At 71.8% G+C, this 13760-nt stretch carries 10 protein-coding genes; 1 reads left to right on the top strand and 9 read right to left on the bottom strand.

The window, feature by feature from the left end; all coding sequences use genetic code 11:
* Positions 1-49 precede the first annotated feature (49 nt).
* On the top strand, positions 50-694 hold the full coding sequence (locus tag J7528_RS17880) for an arylesterase (protein WP_291877119.1): 645 nt from the start codon (positions 50-52) through the stop codon (positions 692-694).
* Here J7528_RS17880 and J7528_RS17875 read toward each other — a convergent pair.
* From J7528_RS17875 to J7528_RS17835, 9 genes are read right to left on the bottom strand one after another with little or no spacing between them, the layout of a single operon-like run.
* A complete protein-coding gene (locus J7528_RS17875; protein ID WP_291877117.1) occupies positions 691-1410 on the bottom strand; it encodes a hypothetical protein in 720 nt (239 codons plus the stop codon). The genes J7528_RS17880 and J7528_RS17875 overlap by 4 nt on opposite strands.
* The gene (locus J7528_RS17870) at positions 1407-3563 is read right to left on the bottom strand and encodes a hypothetical protein (protein WP_291877114.1); all 2157 of its coding nucleotides are present in this window, start codon (positions 3561-3563) and stop codon (positions 1407-1409) included. The genes J7528_RS17875 and J7528_RS17870 overlap by 4 nt, the downstream gene beginning before the upstream one ends.
* Entirely contained in the window at positions 3560-3946 is a 387-nt protein-coding gene (locus J7528_RS17865; RefSeq protein WP_291877112.1) for a hypothetical protein, read from the bottom strand. The genes J7528_RS17870 and J7528_RS17865 overlap by 4 nt, the downstream gene beginning before the upstream one ends.
* Complete coding sequence (locus J7528_RS17860) at positions 3943-6531, bottom strand: hypothetical protein (protein ID WP_291877109.1); 2589 nt, start codon at positions 6529-6531, stop codon at positions 3943-3945. Before J7528_RS17860 ends, J7528_RS17865 begins: the two co-directional genes overlap by 4 nt.
* Positions 6528-9287: a hypothetical protein gene (locus J7528_RS17855; protein ID WP_291877107.1), complete on the bottom strand. Its 2760-nt coding sequence runs from the start codon at positions 9285-9287 to the stop codon at positions 6528-6530. The genes J7528_RS17860 and J7528_RS17855 overlap by 4 nt, the downstream gene beginning before the upstream one ends.
* Positions 9284-9838, bottom strand: a complete 555-nt coding sequence (locus J7528_RS17850) for a hypothetical protein (protein WP_291877105.1) — start codon at positions 9836-9838, stop codon at positions 9284-9286. Before J7528_RS17850 ends, J7528_RS17855 begins: the two co-directional genes overlap by 4 nt.
* Complete coding sequence (locus J7528_RS17845) at positions 9835-11382, bottom strand: hypothetical protein (protein WP_291877104.1); 1548 nt, start codon at positions 11380-11382, stop codon at positions 9835-9837. The genes J7528_RS17850 and J7528_RS17845 overlap by 4 nt, the downstream gene beginning before the upstream one ends.
* Positions 11379-12899 carry a hypothetical protein gene (locus J7528_RS17840; protein WP_291877101.1) on the bottom strand — a complete coding sequence of 507 codons (1521 nt, stop codon included), beginning with the start codon at positions 12897-12899 and terminating at the stop codon, positions 11379-11381. The genes J7528_RS17845 and J7528_RS17840 overlap by 4 nt, the downstream gene beginning before the upstream one ends.
* Complete coding sequence (locus J7528_RS17835) at positions 12896-13516, bottom strand: hypothetical protein (protein WP_291877099.1); 621 nt, start codon at positions 13514-13516, stop codon at positions 12896-12898. The genes J7528_RS17840 and J7528_RS17835 overlap by 4 nt, the downstream gene beginning before the upstream one ends.
* Between the last annotated feature and the right edge of the window lie 244 nt (positions 13517-13760).

Genomic DNA, 13760 nt, shown 5'->3' with positions numbered 1-13760 from the left:
CTGCGAGGCCGGTCCTTGTTCGGCCGGCAGCCAGACTACATAGGAAGACATGAGCCCGACCGCACAGCGTTTTCCTAATCGCCGCCGCTTTTTGCTAAGCCTGGGTCTTTTGTCCCAGATCGCCGCCGCGCCGAAGGCGCCAGTCGTGACGGTCCTGGGCGACTCGATCACGGCGGGCCTCGGCCTGCCCGCGCGCGATGCGATGCCGGCTCAATTGCAGGCGGCGCTGGGCCGGTCGGGCGTCTCGGCCATTGTCCGCGCGGCCGGCGTGTCAGGCGACACCAGCGGGGGCGGCTTGGCGCGGGTAGGGTTCAGCGTCGCGAGCGATACGCGAATCTGCGTGGTGGCGCTGGGTGGCAACGACTTGCTGCAAGGCGTCGAACCGGCCCAGACCAAGGCCAACTTGCGCGGCATCCTCCAAAAGCTGAAGGCTCGCGGTGTCGGTGCGATCCTGGTCGGTGTGGGCGCACCGCCGACGATCGGTGGGGCCTACGCCCGCGAGTTCAACGCGATCTATCCCGGCCTGGCGCGAGAATTCGCCGTGCCGCTCTACGCCAACATCCTGGCCGGCGTGGGCGGCAACCAGGCCTTGATGCAGCGGGATGGCATCCATCCCAACGCCGCGGGAGCCAGGCGGATCGGCGAGGCCTTGGCGCCGGTCGTGGCCAAGGCGCTGAAGGCGCGCCGACCCTAGTCGCGAGGTTCGCCATCTTCCCAGAAATAGGCGTCGCGCACTGGATCATAGAAATAGAAGCGGCCGACACGGCGGTCGAAATATTGCCGGCGATTGATCTCGTAGGGGCGAGGCTGGGCACGAGGCGGCTCGGCGCGTTCGGCGGCGACCTCGCTGTTATCGTCGGCGGGACCGGCCGCGCGATCGGCCGTGCGGGCCGGCGCCTCGTAGAAGACCGTGCCGCCGGTCTCGCCCGTCGCCGTCGCGGCGAAGCGGGAAGTGTCGGCGCCGACCAGGGTGATCAGCTTGGAAAAGCGGTTCGGGCCGTACTTCTCGTCATTGGTGACGTCGAAGTCGAGGCGCAGCGCCACCTCGCACAGCAAGCCGTTGGGACGGACCTCCTGGGTGATGCGCGCGACGCCGCTCAGCCGATCGTGCACCTCCTCGCGGCAGGTCGCGTTGTCGGGCCACAGATAATAGTAGCGTCCGACCAGGTCGTAGTTGGCGTTGGCCTCGTTGCGGCGCTTGAGGTCATAGATCGCGACCACGTCCCGCCCGCAGCGGTCGGCGGTCTGCGGCGTCATGCGCTGCACGCCCCGGTACGACGCCTTGAAGGCCAGGGATTCGGCGAACCGCTTGGCTTGGTCGCAGTCGCCCCGGAAGGCGCTCTGGGCCTGCGCTTGGGTCGCTCCGGCCAGAAGCAGGGCGGCGGCCACCGTCGCGAGGGTGCGGGTCATGGTCTGGCTCCTTGGCAGGTCGCGACGGCGCGCACCTGGCAGTAATTGACGCCGTTGGGGCAGTTGGTGTCGCCGGCGCGGACCGACAGGGTCTCGCCGCCCTCGCTGTCGCAGGCGGCGCGGCCGGCCAGCTCCAGCGCCGGATAGAAGTTCGTGGTCGGATCGACCTTGATGAAGGTCGAGGTCGTCCAGGTGCGCAGAGACGGGGCCGGCGCGACGGTCGGGTGGCGGCGCGGCGGCGTCGCAGTCTTTGGCGGTGCGCGCACGACGGGTGGAGCGGGCTGGGCCGCCTTGGCGGGCGGTGGTTTCGCCAAGACCTTGGCCGGCGGTTTCGTGGCGGGCGTCTTGGCTCTGGGAACGGGCTTGGGCGCGGGCGCCGGCTTTTCCTCGATCGGCGGCTCGGGCGGAGGCTCGACAGGCGGGGGTTTCGTGGCCGCATCAATGCGGGCCAGGCCACGCTCGCCTTCACGCTGCAGCAGCGAGCCGTCGCCCAGTTGGGCGACCCGGGCATAGAGGCCGCGCGCTTGGACCAGGCGATCGGCGTCGTCGCCGGCCTGGGCTTCCAGCAGTTGCGCTAAGGCCAGCACGGCGTCGGCGCGGCTGCCGGCGGCGGCCTGGCGCAGGCGGGTCTCGGCGGCGGCGGGATCCGGAGCGCGACCGCCTTCGCCGCGCGCCAGCATTTGGCCCAGCGCCAGGGCCGCGTCGTCGCGGGCCCGCGCCGTTTCAGGCCGGCCATCGTCGGCGGCGCCCGCCGCGCGCTGCAGCCAGTCCAGGGCCTGATAGGCATGGGCGCTACGGTTGGGGTTCGCCGTCTCGCTGGCTCGCAGGCGATAAAAGGCCCCCAGCCGCTCCATGGCGGCCGGCTCGCCGGCGGCGGCCCGGGCGGTGGTCTGGGCGTCGAAGCGCTCGGGCAGGCGCAGCCCTTGGGCCGGGGCGTCCGCGCAGCGCAGGCGCCAGACCCCGCCGGCCGAGAGCCATTGGCAGCCGGTCGGCGCGACTGGTGCGGCGACCTTGGGCGCGGCGGCGGCAGGCGGGGTCGAGGGGCGGGAGTTCAGCCGGGGCGCGACTAGCGCGACGGCGGCGATCGCGAGGGCCGCGAGACTCAGACCTCCGGCCCACCAGCCCCACCGACGCCTGGCCGGGGCTTCGCGGGCAATGGTCAGGGGAGCCTCGACGGCGTCTGCTGGCGCCTCGAACAGATCGGCCATCGGCAATGGCGGTAGAGCCAGAGGGTCGGTTTCCGGCTCCGGCGGCGGGGTTTCTGGCGGTGTGCTGGCAAGACCTTCGAACCAGGGCGCGTCGTCTGGCTCAGGTCCCAGGTCCAGGCCGGCCAGCCACGCCGTCGCACTGGCCGGGCGCTCGGAAGCGACGGGCGCCAGCCCTGCCTCGATGCCGGCGCGCAGGCCGGCCGAGGTCGCGGCGGAGGGCCAGGCATCATCGCCGGCCACACGGGCGGTGGCGGGCGGCGGGGGGCGACCGGTCAGCAGGCGCTGGAGTAAGGCGCTGGCGGCGTAGAGGTCGGCGGCCGGACCGATCGGGTGGCGCTGGGCTCCGTCATGGGCTTCGGGCGGCGCATAGCCGGGCTCGACCAGGCCCAGTTGACTGCGCAGCGGTCGGAAGAACGGGCGGCGATCGACCATGAAGCCGGTCAGCCGCACCTCGCCATGATCGATCAGCACCGCGCGAGGCGACAGGTCGCCGTGGATGACGCCGGCCGCGTGGAGTTCTTCCAGCGCCAAGGCCAGGCGTCGGGCAAAGGCGGCGGCGACGGGCTCGACTACGGGGGCGGGGTGCTGGGCCAGCCAGGTTTCCAACGTCGCGCCAGTGGGAGGCTGAAACCAGAAGCCGCCGCTGGGGCCCCGAGTGACGGCCTGGACCGGCAGGACCGCGCTTGGCGCCATCGCCTGGAGCCGGCGGCCCAGGGCTTCGAACGCGTCCAGCGCCGCCGCGTATTGCGTCTCCGCCTCGGGGATCGCGGTCAGATTGCCATCGGTCTCGCGCACCGCGCCCGCCGGGTAGAAGCGGACGGCTTCCAGCGCCTCGCCTTCGATGGCGAAGGCCTCCAGCGCGCCGGTGCTTCGCAGCGGCCGCAGGCGCAGCGGCTTACGGAAGCCTTCGACTCTCAGGCGCAGCACGGCTTTGGTGAGCGTCATGGCGCTTCTCCACAGTCGGCGACGGCTCGTGTCGCGGCCTCGACGATCCGGTCGGCCTGCGGCGCGGCCGGCGCATCGAGCGGCGCCAGCGCCACGCGGATAGGCGTGGGCGAACCGTCTCGACGCCAAACGCTTTCGGAGCCGCCTCCGTTGAGACTGAGCGTCGCGCGCATCAGCGCCGGATCGGCGGCCAGGCCCGAGCAGGCGAAAAAGTGCGGCCAGTCGTGGGCGGCGGGGCTGCCGGCGGCGACGTTGACGGTCAACCAGCGCGGGGCTTCGGTCTCGGCCTGCGGCGCTGGCGAGGACCGGGCCGTCCAGGCGCCCAGGCCCAGGGCGCTCAGCCACAGCGTGGCGATGGCGGCGTAGGGAACCCAGGGCTTCATGACCCGCCTCCGGCGATCCAGCTGTGAGCGGCGGGCGAGCGCAGGATGGCTGCGACGACGGCCAGGGCTGGAGTCTCGGCCTGACGCTTGTCCTGCAAATTCACGACGATGGTCAGGCCTCGCGCGGGCTGGCCTCCAACTTGGCGCAAGGCGACGACGGCAATGGCGTGGCCGTCCAGCAGAGGCGGCTCGACCGGGCGCAGCGGCAGATTGAGGACGCGACCGTCCGGCTCGGGCGTGAAGTCTCCCGGCTGGCAGTTGCGATAACCGCAGGCGAAGCGCTGCATCTCCGCTGCGGCCTCCTTGGCCAGGTCGTAGCGACCGGCGACGCGGACCCGGCAGCGGGTCTCCTTGAGATCCAGGATCTGGCGTGTCGCCTCGGCCTGTGTCTTCGGCGGGGTGAAGCCGAACTTCAGCACACCGGCCGTCGCGTCCCAACGCAGGCCACAGTCGCTGCGGGCCAGCTGGCGCAGCAAGGCCGCGCCCGGCTCGCCGGGCGCTTCGCCGGCCACCTTCATGGTGCCGGTCTTGCCGTAGAGGGTGACGTCGGGGCCGTAGCCCATCTCGGCGAAGGACCGACCCAGTCCGGCGGCGGTGCCGGTTTTGATCACGCGAGACAGGCCGTCCAGCACCGTGGCGCGGATTTGAGGACTGCGCATTGGCAGCATGTCGGCGGGCGGCCCGGCATTGGGCGTGAAACGGGCCCGCACCGCGCGGCCTGTGACGATCCGCGAATAGACCTCGGCCATCTTGATGGCGCTCCAGGTCGAGCGGCTGCCGCCCAGCACGGCCATCAGGTAGTCGTTGCGGAACGAGGCGATGGCGTCGAAGCCCAGCCGCTCGCGCTCGGGCGAAGCGCCGGCCAGCGGCGAGTTGCACGGTGGTGTTGCGCCGCTCAGGCCCCGCCAAACGCTGACGTCGTAGCGGCAGCCGCCGCCCTGGCCGGCGTCCAGATCGAACAGGCGCGCCAGGCGATCTGGCCAGGCCGGGCCGCGTCCTGGCGGCGGCCGCAGGACCCAGCCGAAGGGCCCCGGCGCGGTCGCCTCGCCGAACACGGGCAGGGGCGGCACGTCGGTGCGGCTCTTGCCCTCTAGCGACCAGGCCTCGACCGGCGGCTGCTGGGCGCGGGGTGGGGCCGGCGGCGCGTCGGGCGAGCGGTAGGCCAGCATCATCAGGGCCAGGGCGTATCGGTTGTTGGAGTGCTCCAGGAAGGTTGGGAAATCGGTCACGCCCAGACCGTGGTTGTCGAACCCGCCCTTGCCCAGGTCCATGCCCAGCACCGTCCGGACACGGCCATCGGTCCCGCCCTGCATCTTCAGCGAGGCCAGGCCCGGATCGGCGTCAAGGATCGCCATCGAGAACGGTCCCTTGGCCATTGAGCCGACCGGCAACCGTTCGAAATTGTGGTTCTGGTCGACCAGATTCTGGCCGCGTCGCGTGCGACGCTGGGCCGGCGCCAGGTCGCTTTCGGCCAGGGGCCAGGAGGCGACGGCCAGCACTTGGCCGGTGGTGGAGTCCATCACCGTCACGGCCGCCTTGAAGGCGTCGCCGCCGTCCTTCTGGCGCTCGGGCGAGGGACTGGCGCGCACTGTCGCCGCGCCGGCCGAGAGGGCCTCCTGGGCGACCTGTTGCAGGCCCGCGTCCAGCGATAGTCGCAGCGGCGTGGTGGGTCGGCCGGCCATGACGCGCTCCAGCGGCTGGGCGACCGGTTGCAAGGCAGGATAGTAGGCGCGGGCGCCCGAGGGGGCGCTGTGGGCGATGTCGGCGCCGCCGCCTTCGAGGCGCAGGCGCAGCACCGACTGGCCGGTGCGAAGGGTCAGGGTTTCGCTCTGGGGCAAGGGCGTCAGGGTTACGTCGCCATCGGAGCGGGGGCGGATGTCGCGGGCGCCGACGCGGATCTCCAGGATCGACGGGGTCTGCACGCGCACCACGGCCTGGTCGCCGATCAGCATCACCGAGCCGACGGCATGGGGCGGGGCGTCGCCGTCCTTCAGGCAGATCGACAGGGCCCGGCGCGAGCCGCTGGCGCCGACCCGACGGGTCGGCATCAGGATGTCGCAGGCCGCTGCGGGCGAGCTATTCGGCTCCAGAGCTATGGGCGGAGGGGGCGGATCGCCGCCCAGGGGCTGCAGGCGCAGGCCGGGCGCGGGGCCACCCCGGAACAGGATCGGGCCCGCCCAGGCGCCGCCGCCGGAATAGGGGCGGTCGATCTGGTGGGCGAAGGGATCGATCCCCTCGACCCATTGGCCGTCGTCGCTGAGCCGCCAGACCGCCGGGTCTTGCAGGTCGGCGCGCAGATACGAGGCGTTGACGAAGGCCCGCAGGCGCGGGTCGCTGCCGACTGGGCCGTCTCGCAGGGCGATGCGGGGCTCGCCATTGGCGTCGTAGCGCACCGACAGCCATTGGCGCTGGGCGATGGCGTCGACCAGCCGTTCATAGCCGCTGGTCAGACCCTGGGCCGCGGGACGTCCGAGGGCGGCCAGCACCGCCGGGGCTCCGGCGACCAGGGCGACGACGGCGACCAGGGGCGTGGCGATCGCGATGGCGCGGGTCCAGGCCGCCTGACGCTTAGCGCGGGGGCTCATCGTCTGGCCTCCGCCGAACGCTCGGTCAGGCCCCAGACGGCCAGGGCGATCAGGATCGCGCCCTCCAGCAGGTCGCCGCCCGAGGTCGGGGCCAGGAGGTAGGCGTTGCGGCCGGTGAACGGCACCAACTGCAGATTGGCCAGGGTCATGTAGGTCGCCGCGCCGAACAGGCACCACAGAGCCAGCAGGCCGGTCGCCCGTTTTGCGTCCAGCGGCGCTGTTCTCGTCAGCGACCAGACCGCGATCGGCGCGGCGGCCAGCAAGGCCAGCAACAGACCGGTCGCCAGCCGTCCGAACGGCGACATCAGATGGATGGCGGTCAGGTTGTCGGTGGCCTGTACGGGCTTCAGCGCGGTCAGGTTGGCGGGCGACAGGTAACCGCGCCCGAAGAGCGAGCCGGTGTAGTCCGACAGCTGCGCCGACCAGACCTTGAGCGCCTCCGCCTCGGTCGAGACGTCGGCGCCCAAGGCCTCGGGAGCGGCGATCAGATAGAGCCGCAACAGGTTCTGGCTGGCCTTGGCCTGGCGGTCCAGGCTGGCCAGGGCCTGCTCGTCGTTGAGGCCACGCGACATCTGGGCGGTCTGGCCTAACCGATCGGCGCCGGCGGTTCCGATCGCGCCCAGCAAGGGTAGGACAAGCAGGGCGGCCATGGCCATCGCCGCCGGAGCTGCCCAAGGCAGGCGCGCGACGCCGCGTCGCCAGGCGAGACCGGCGGCGACTCCCCCGATCGGCAGGACCATCAGGGCGTAGCCGCTGTCGCGTACGGTGAACGGGATGACGAAGGTCGCCAGGCCCAGCAGCGCCCAGAACACGATGGGCCGGCCCCAACCCACGGGATGGTCCTCGCTGGCCGCCAGCAGGCGGCCGAAGCCGATCAGGATCAGGGGCGTATAGATGACACTGATCGCCAGCACCGTGACGCCAAGGTCGATGCGCTCTTTCCATCCTATGGCGCCGACTGCCAGGCGGCCGATCAGGACGATGACCAGCAGCACGACGCCGGACAGCCATGCGGACTTGGCGGGCGCGGTTCGCCAGCGTTCGGCGAACCGGTTCAGGGGCGAGGGCGCGGCGCCCTTGGTCGGCGGCGTCTTCGCGATACGCCAAAGCAGGGCTAGGCCCCACGCGCAGAGCAGCAGCAGGCAAAGAACGCTGAGATGGCGGGTCCAGGCCAGCACAACGGTGGCGGCTAGCGGCGGGGCCAGGTTCAGGGCCAGATCGCCAGCCCTGCGAGTTTCACCCGCTCGCGCCCAGACCAACAGAGCGGCCGGGACGGTGACGTAGGCGACGGTCGCGTCGCCGAGGATCTCACGCCAGTCCAAGGTCGGGTCGGCTTGGGCGGCGGCTAGGCCGATCAGCAGTCGCAGGGTCAGCAAGAATTGCAGCAGGCTCAGGACTGCCCACAGAGCGAGGCGACGGTGGAAGAGGTCGCGGCATAGCAGCACCACACAGGCGGTCCAGGCCAGCACAACCAGCGCCGCCGGCCAGGGCGTCGGCAGTCGATCCAGCGCCAGATGAGCGATGCGCAGAGCCGGGGCGGCGGCGGGGGCGTCCAGCTTGGCGTGGGTGAAGGCGGCGCAGGCAGGCCCCTGCGGCACGGACGGCGCCTGACGCAGAGCGTCGGCGGTCAGCCCGCCGACGACAGTGGCCTCGAGACCCAGGCGGCGTGGCGGGGCGCCTTGCGCGCAGCGGTCGACGACCTCGGTCGGCGGAGTGGCGAAGTTGATCTCGGCCTGGCCGTTGCGCTCGGCCAAGGCCAGGCTGCGGCGCAGCTGCAGGCGGCCCCGGCGGGCGTCCGGTCCGTCCAGGACGCCGTCGACGAAGCGGGGTTCAAAGATCTCCGCCCGGATCCCAGCGCTTAGGGGAATGGCCGCTGGCGAGGCGTAGGGGACGATCTGGCCGTTCCGCGCGATGCGCGCGCCCGGGTCGGCCAGGATGATCGCCCAGGCCGAGCCGCCGAAGCCGCCTTGCTGGAACAGGAAGCTGCGGACGGGCGCGCGCGCCGCGCCCTTGCCGACACACAGCCAGCGCTCGCAGTCGGCCAGCACGCCGCCGGCCGCGCTGGCGCCGGCGCGAGGGAAGAAGTCGCGCAGGGGGTGGATCGCCTGGCTCGGGGTCCAGTCGTTGACACCGCCGAAGGCCAGCAGGGTCTTGCGCTCGGGCATGGCCGGGCCGGCGGCGCCGGGCTGTGCTTTGACCTGGCCGTCTCGCCATGTTGCCGGGACCAGCGTTCGGCCGCGCAGGATCGCCCAGGCGGCGTCATCCTGCTCGCAAGGCGCCTGGACGCAGACGGCGTCGCTTTCGCCGAATGCCAGGGCGCCGGGCCAAGTCAGGCGCCGGCCTTCGCGCAGGCCGATCACGACTTGCGGCGGCGTCTTGTCGGAACCCGCGACGACCAAGGCCAGGGGCGGGGTCTCGCCGCCGGTCGAGAGGTCCGGTTCGACCGTGGCGAAACCGGGTGGCAGGCGGGGTATGACCAGATCGTCACGGCTGGCGTCACCGCCCAAACGTAGCGGGAACTGGCGCACCTCGGCCGTCAGGCGCAGCAGCGACAGGCGCAGCTCGTCCGTGCGGCCCTGGAGCTGGGCTGTCAGCAGGCAGCCCACGACCAGGACGGCCGGCGCGACGACGCCGACCATCAAGGCCGCGACCCGCGCCGTAGACGGCTTGCGTCGCGCCGACGCGCTGTCGCTTGCTATTCGCCAGTACGCCAGACCAAGCGCCAGGCAGACCACACCCAGCAAGACGCCACTCATCCGCTGCCCGCCCTCCGCGCCGCGCCGAAGGTGGACCGGCCCAGATAGCGCCAGTGATCATGGACCCGCTTGAGGGCCAACAGTCGCCACAGCGCCAGGCCCGCCATCGCCAGCGACCCCATGGCCAGCACCGGCCAGCCCAGACGGGGACCTAGGGCCACGATCACCGGCGAGACCGCCGCGACATGATCCATCGGGGCGGAGCATAGCGCGCCGTCGTTGCGCACCAGGGCCCGACGGGCCTCGCGGAAGGCTGGGTCGGCGTCCATGCCGACGCCCTGGCACAGTTCGCGTCGCAGCGCCGTGCTTTGGGGCGTGTCGCCCAGAGCGGCCAGGCGTTCGGCGAAGGCGGGACTCGGTGACGACCAGGGTTCCAGTTGCGACAGGCCCAGCCGCTCGATCCATGGTCCGCCGCCGCGCGTCGGCGCCGCGCCGACGATGGCCACGCCGGGACGGAGCGTCAGGCCCAACGCCCAAACGATCCCGGCTACGGCCAACAAGACGAAAAGGCCGCTAACGACCAGCGGCCGGACGCCGCTACGGCGGGTCATGGCGCCGTCTCCGTCATCGGCGCCTCGGCCGCCGGCCGCCGGCGAAAGAGGCCCGTCAGCCCGTCCCAGGCGCGACGCTTCTCGGCGTGCTCCTTCAACCGCAGCAGGGCGCGGATCAGCTCGGTGACCCCAACATGGTCGAGCCGATAGTTGATGGTCTTGGACCCCCGCGCCACGCCCTCGAAGGCGGTGGCGAACTGGAAGCTGGCGAAGGCGAACCACTCGTCGATCTGGCGGGCCACCCCCGGACGCAGGGCGTTGAGGGTGGCGAAGGCGTCGGCCTTGGCCGGCTCGCGACGAAGGACCCGCAGCAGGTGGGTCGCCTTCTGATGGCCTTGCAGCAGCCGGCGGATCGGCAGCTGCACCGCGTCGGAGCGATGGGTCAGGTCGTCGCTTTTGGACAGCACGATGAACATCGGCTTGGTCGGCTTCTTGCGCTCAGCCTCGCGGCTGCGGTCGAACACGGCGTAGGCGTCCATCGACGGGTCGAGATCGGGGCCGCCGCGCTCTTCCATCACCACCATCAGCTGGGCCATCAGGCCGACGCCGCTGATATATTCGCCCAACTCCTCGTGCTTGGTGGCCAGGCGTTGCAGGGCCTGTTCGACGCCGCCTTCCAGCAGGTGCTTGCGCTCGCGGACCAGGGTCTTGAGTTTGGCCTGCGCCTTGGCGTCGCCGCCTTCCGCGGCCTTACGGGCCTGCGAGACCTGACGCTTGAGGGCGTCGACACGGTCGATCAGCACCTGGGCGGGCGGCAGGCCGGCCGTGTCGACAGGCGCGGACCCGCCAGCGGCGGCGCGTCGCCACAGGACGTCATGGGCCAGCTCCGACAATAGGGTCTCGTCGGCGGGCAGCAGGGTCAGGAAGGCCTGGCCGGTATGGATCACGTGCCGCATCAGGGCGTTGGCCTCGCCCAGGAACGAACCCTCCACCGCGCGCAGGAACCGTTCGCCGGGGATGTCGATGACGTAGAAATCCTGCGCGCCCTTGCGGAAGCGGTGGGCGGTGAATTGGACGGTGTTCTCCACGTCGCCGGGCGGGGCGCGGCGCGGGTAGCAGGCATAGGCGTCGCCTTCCTGCAGCTCGTACTTCAGCCGGTTGAGGAACCAGGTCTTGCCGGCGGTGGGGAAGCCCAACAGCACCATGGTGAAGACATCGGACTCGCGGATGCGGCGCAGGGTTTCGACATCCAGTTCGCGAGCCACCGGGCCGGCCAGCGGCGGTTCGGCGGAGGGCTCGGCCTCGACGGGGGCGAAGGACGGCTGTTCAGACGCGGCGGCGGCTTGGTCGACCTTCTGCTCGACCAACGCCTTCAGGCTTTCGCGCAGGCCTTCCGGCGCCTGGGGCTCGGCGCTGGGCGGCGGCTCGGGCGGCGTCATGCGGCGCAGGGTGTCGATCACCTCGCCCATGGTCACGCCAGGCGTGGGCGTATCCAGCGCGCGGACTACCGGCGTCGCCACGCGGCCTTCGGCCAGGGCGCAGTGCGGGCAGTCGGCGAAGTCCTCGCTGGAGAAGTCGTTGGTGCAGATCTCGCAATAGGTCATCGCGACGCCCTCGCCACGGTGACCAGCGCCCAGGCGGCGCGGGTGAACTCGTCCGGATGGCGCGCCTGGCGCAGGCCGGTCGGAATGGCCCGCGTCGCCAGGGTCGCTGACAGGTCGGGCGCGAAACGCTTGGCAACGGTCAGAACGGCCGGATCGGCCAGGGCGGCGTCGGCGCTGGCCGGCGGCCTGGCTAGCAGGGCCGAGAGCGCCGCGCGGATGCGCTCGCCGTCCACGCTGGGGCGTTGGCATTGCAGACGCAGCAAGGTCCCGGCCAATCGGCGCGCGCCTTCGTCATCGAGGCCTGTCAGGGCAGTGTCCAGCACGGCGTCGAGAAAGGTCGGCGCGGCGAGGGCGATCTCGTCGGCGAAGGCGGGAGCGGCCGCCAGTCGCGCCGCCCAACGTGTGACGACCCCGGTCAGGTCGAGGCCGCGAGCGACGTCGCCCAGCCAGGCGGCAACCGCAGGCCTGGCGATGACTTCGTCGAGGCTAGGCAAGGCCTTTGAGCCGGCGCCATCGGCCAAGCCGCGCACGTAGAAGGCCGCGCCTTGGGCATCGGCGACGGCGACCAGGGCGTCGAAGGTCTCGGACACGCCGTCGCGCAAGGCTTGGCTAGCCGCGTCCGCGCCGCTTGCATGGCGTATGACCGCGCGCAGCAGGGCGATCATGGCCTCGGGCGTCAGCTCGGCGCAGGCCGAGGCGATCTCCTCGAACATCACGTCGGCGGCCGGCAGGCGGGCCTTTTCCTGCGACCACTGGGCCGAGCGCAGGGCGGCGGCGGCGGGCTCTCGCTCGGCGATGGCGGCCAGTTGCAGCCACGCCTTCCAGGCCAGGGTCGGCTCTGCCATGGCCTTGATCGACAAGAGCTCGTGCGTGGCCTGGAAGGCTGCGGGGCTTTCGGTCGAGGCGTGGGTGATCAGCTTGAACACGCGAGCCGGGTCGAGATCGCCGACCGGGGTCATCAGGCTGGTGCTGGCCCAACCGGTGAGCGTGGCGCGACGCGCTGGGGCCTCGACGCCTTCAACCAGGGCGGCCAGCGCGCCTTCCGGATCCTCGTCGCCGACATCAATGGCCACATCGCTCCAGCCGACGCGCGGCGCGGTCATCGGTCGGGCGGCGGCAGGCTTCAGACTCCTGGGCGAGACCTTGAGCGGCTCCAGACCGAAGGCCGGGTCTTCAGGCTGAGGCAACAGGCGCAGCAGGCGGGGCGAAGCCCAGTCGATGGCGTCCAGCAAGGTGGCGTCGACCAGCAGCAGGTGGGCGACCGCGATCGGGCCAAGCTCGCCTTCGCCCAGATGACGGACGCGGGCCACGGCGAAGGACGAGCCGTCGGCGGCCAGCGGCAGCATGGCGACGAACCGTTGGCGACGCTGCATGGCCCATCCAGCTAGCGATAGGGCGAAGTCGGCCAGGCGGGCCTGGCTCTCGGAGGTCAGGCGCGGTCCGGCATGCCTGCGTAGGCCGTAATTGCGGCCCTGAGCCTTGGGGCCGATAACCGCCGTGGAGACGAGCACGGTCATGGCGTCGTCGCCGGCGCGGGATTGGTCGCCGGAGGGGGCGTTGCGCCGCCGACAGGCTGGGTGGTGGTGCGAGGCGTGGCGTCGCTGGCGGCCGGGGCAGGGCGACCCAGCTCGCGCGGCGCTTGGCGGGTGGCGGGCTTGGCGGACGCCGGCTCGGTGCGTTGAGCGCGAGGCTGCTGGACCGGCGGCGAGCGCTGGGGCGGCTCGGGCTCGTCGACGATCGGCGCGATCGGCGCGATCGGGGCCGAGGCTGCCGGTGATGTCGCCGGCAAGGGATCTTCCGTCCGTCCGGCCTGCAAACCCAGCAGGTATCCGAGACCGAACAGGGTCGCCGCGGCGATGGCCATCAGCGTCATGCCCCAGGCAGGAACGCCCCAGAGCCCCCTGGCCTTCGCGCGCTGTTCCAGCGCCTCGGCAAGCCGATCGGCGGCGTCGGCGGAAAGGGCTTGATGCTGTTCGGCGACCGCGCCGCGCGCGGCGTCGCCGACCGCGCGGGTCAGGGCGGTGGACAGTGGTCCGTCCGGATCGTCCTTCACCGACTTGCCGGCCCATTCGAGGATCAGGGTCGCCAGTTCGCGTCGCAAAAGTTCGACGTCTGGAAAATGGCCGTCCGCCATCGCTGGGTCCTCGCTCGCATCCGCCCGGACCCCAACATCATTCTTCCAACATGAAGCGCGCCTGAACAAGCTTGGCCCTAAGGCGCGCGCTCGACTGGCCTATAGGCTGGCCCGTTCGATGTGCTTGCGGCTGAGCGCCTTGGTCGCGGCGCACCGTCGCGACGGCCGCGTTCGCGATCGTTTTCGCCGGCATCTGGCGTTTCGCCCTCGGCCTGGCGACGTATCCACGGTTCCGGATGAGCCA

Origin of the sequence: Caulobacter sp. (genome assembly GCF_017744445.1) — a bacterium.
In the GTDB taxonomy this organism is placed as follows: domain Bacteria; phylum Pseudomonadota; class Alphaproteobacteria; order Caulobacterales; family Caulobacteraceae; genus Caulobacter.
Note: the sequence above shows the minus strand (reverse complement) of the source record. Positions and strands in the feature narration are given on the sequence as shown.

Bases quoted from the DNA above. Each gene is read 5' to 3' on its own strand.
- J7528_RS17870 (WP_291877114.1), bottom strand. From the start codon at position 3,563: ATGACGCTCACCAAAGCCGTGCTGCGCCTGAGAGTCGAAGGCTTCCGT.
- J7528_RS17880 (WP_291877119.1), top strand. From the start codon at position 50: ATGAGCCCGACCGCACAGCGTTTTCCTAATCGCCGCCGCTTTTTGCTA.
- J7528_RS17860 (WP_291877109.1), bottom strand. From the start codon at position 6,531: ATGAGCCCCCGCGCTAAGCGTCAGGCGGCCTGGACCCGCGCCATCGCG.
- J7528_RS17845 (WP_291877104.1), bottom strand. From the start codon at position 11,382: ATGACCTATTGCGAGATCTGCACCAACGACTTCTCCAGCGAGGACTTC.
- J7528_RS17840 (WP_291877101.1), bottom strand. From the start codon at position 12,899: ATGACCGTGCTCGTCTCCACGGCGGTTATCGGCCCCAAGGCTCAGGGC.
- J7528_RS17835 (WP_291877099.1), bottom strand. From the start codon at position 13,516: ATGGCGGACGGCCATTTTCCAGACGTCGAACTTTTGCGACGCGAACTG.
- J7528_RS17875 (WP_291877117.1), bottom strand. From the start codon at position 1,410: ATGACCCGCACCCTCGCGACGGTGGCCGCCGCCCTGCTTCTGGCCGGA.
- J7528_RS17855 (WP_291877107.1), bottom strand. From the start codon at position 9,287: ATGAGTGGCGTCTTGCTGGGTGTGGTCTGCCTGGCGCTTGGTCTGGCG.
- J7528_RS17850 (WP_291877105.1), bottom strand. From the start codon at position 9,838: ATGACCCGCCGTAGCGGCGTCCGGCCGCTGGTCGTTAGCGGCCTTTTC.
- J7528_RS17865 (WP_291877112.1), bottom strand. From the start codon at position 3,946: ATGAAGCCCTGGGTTCCCTACGCCGCCATCGCCACGCTGTGGCTGAGC.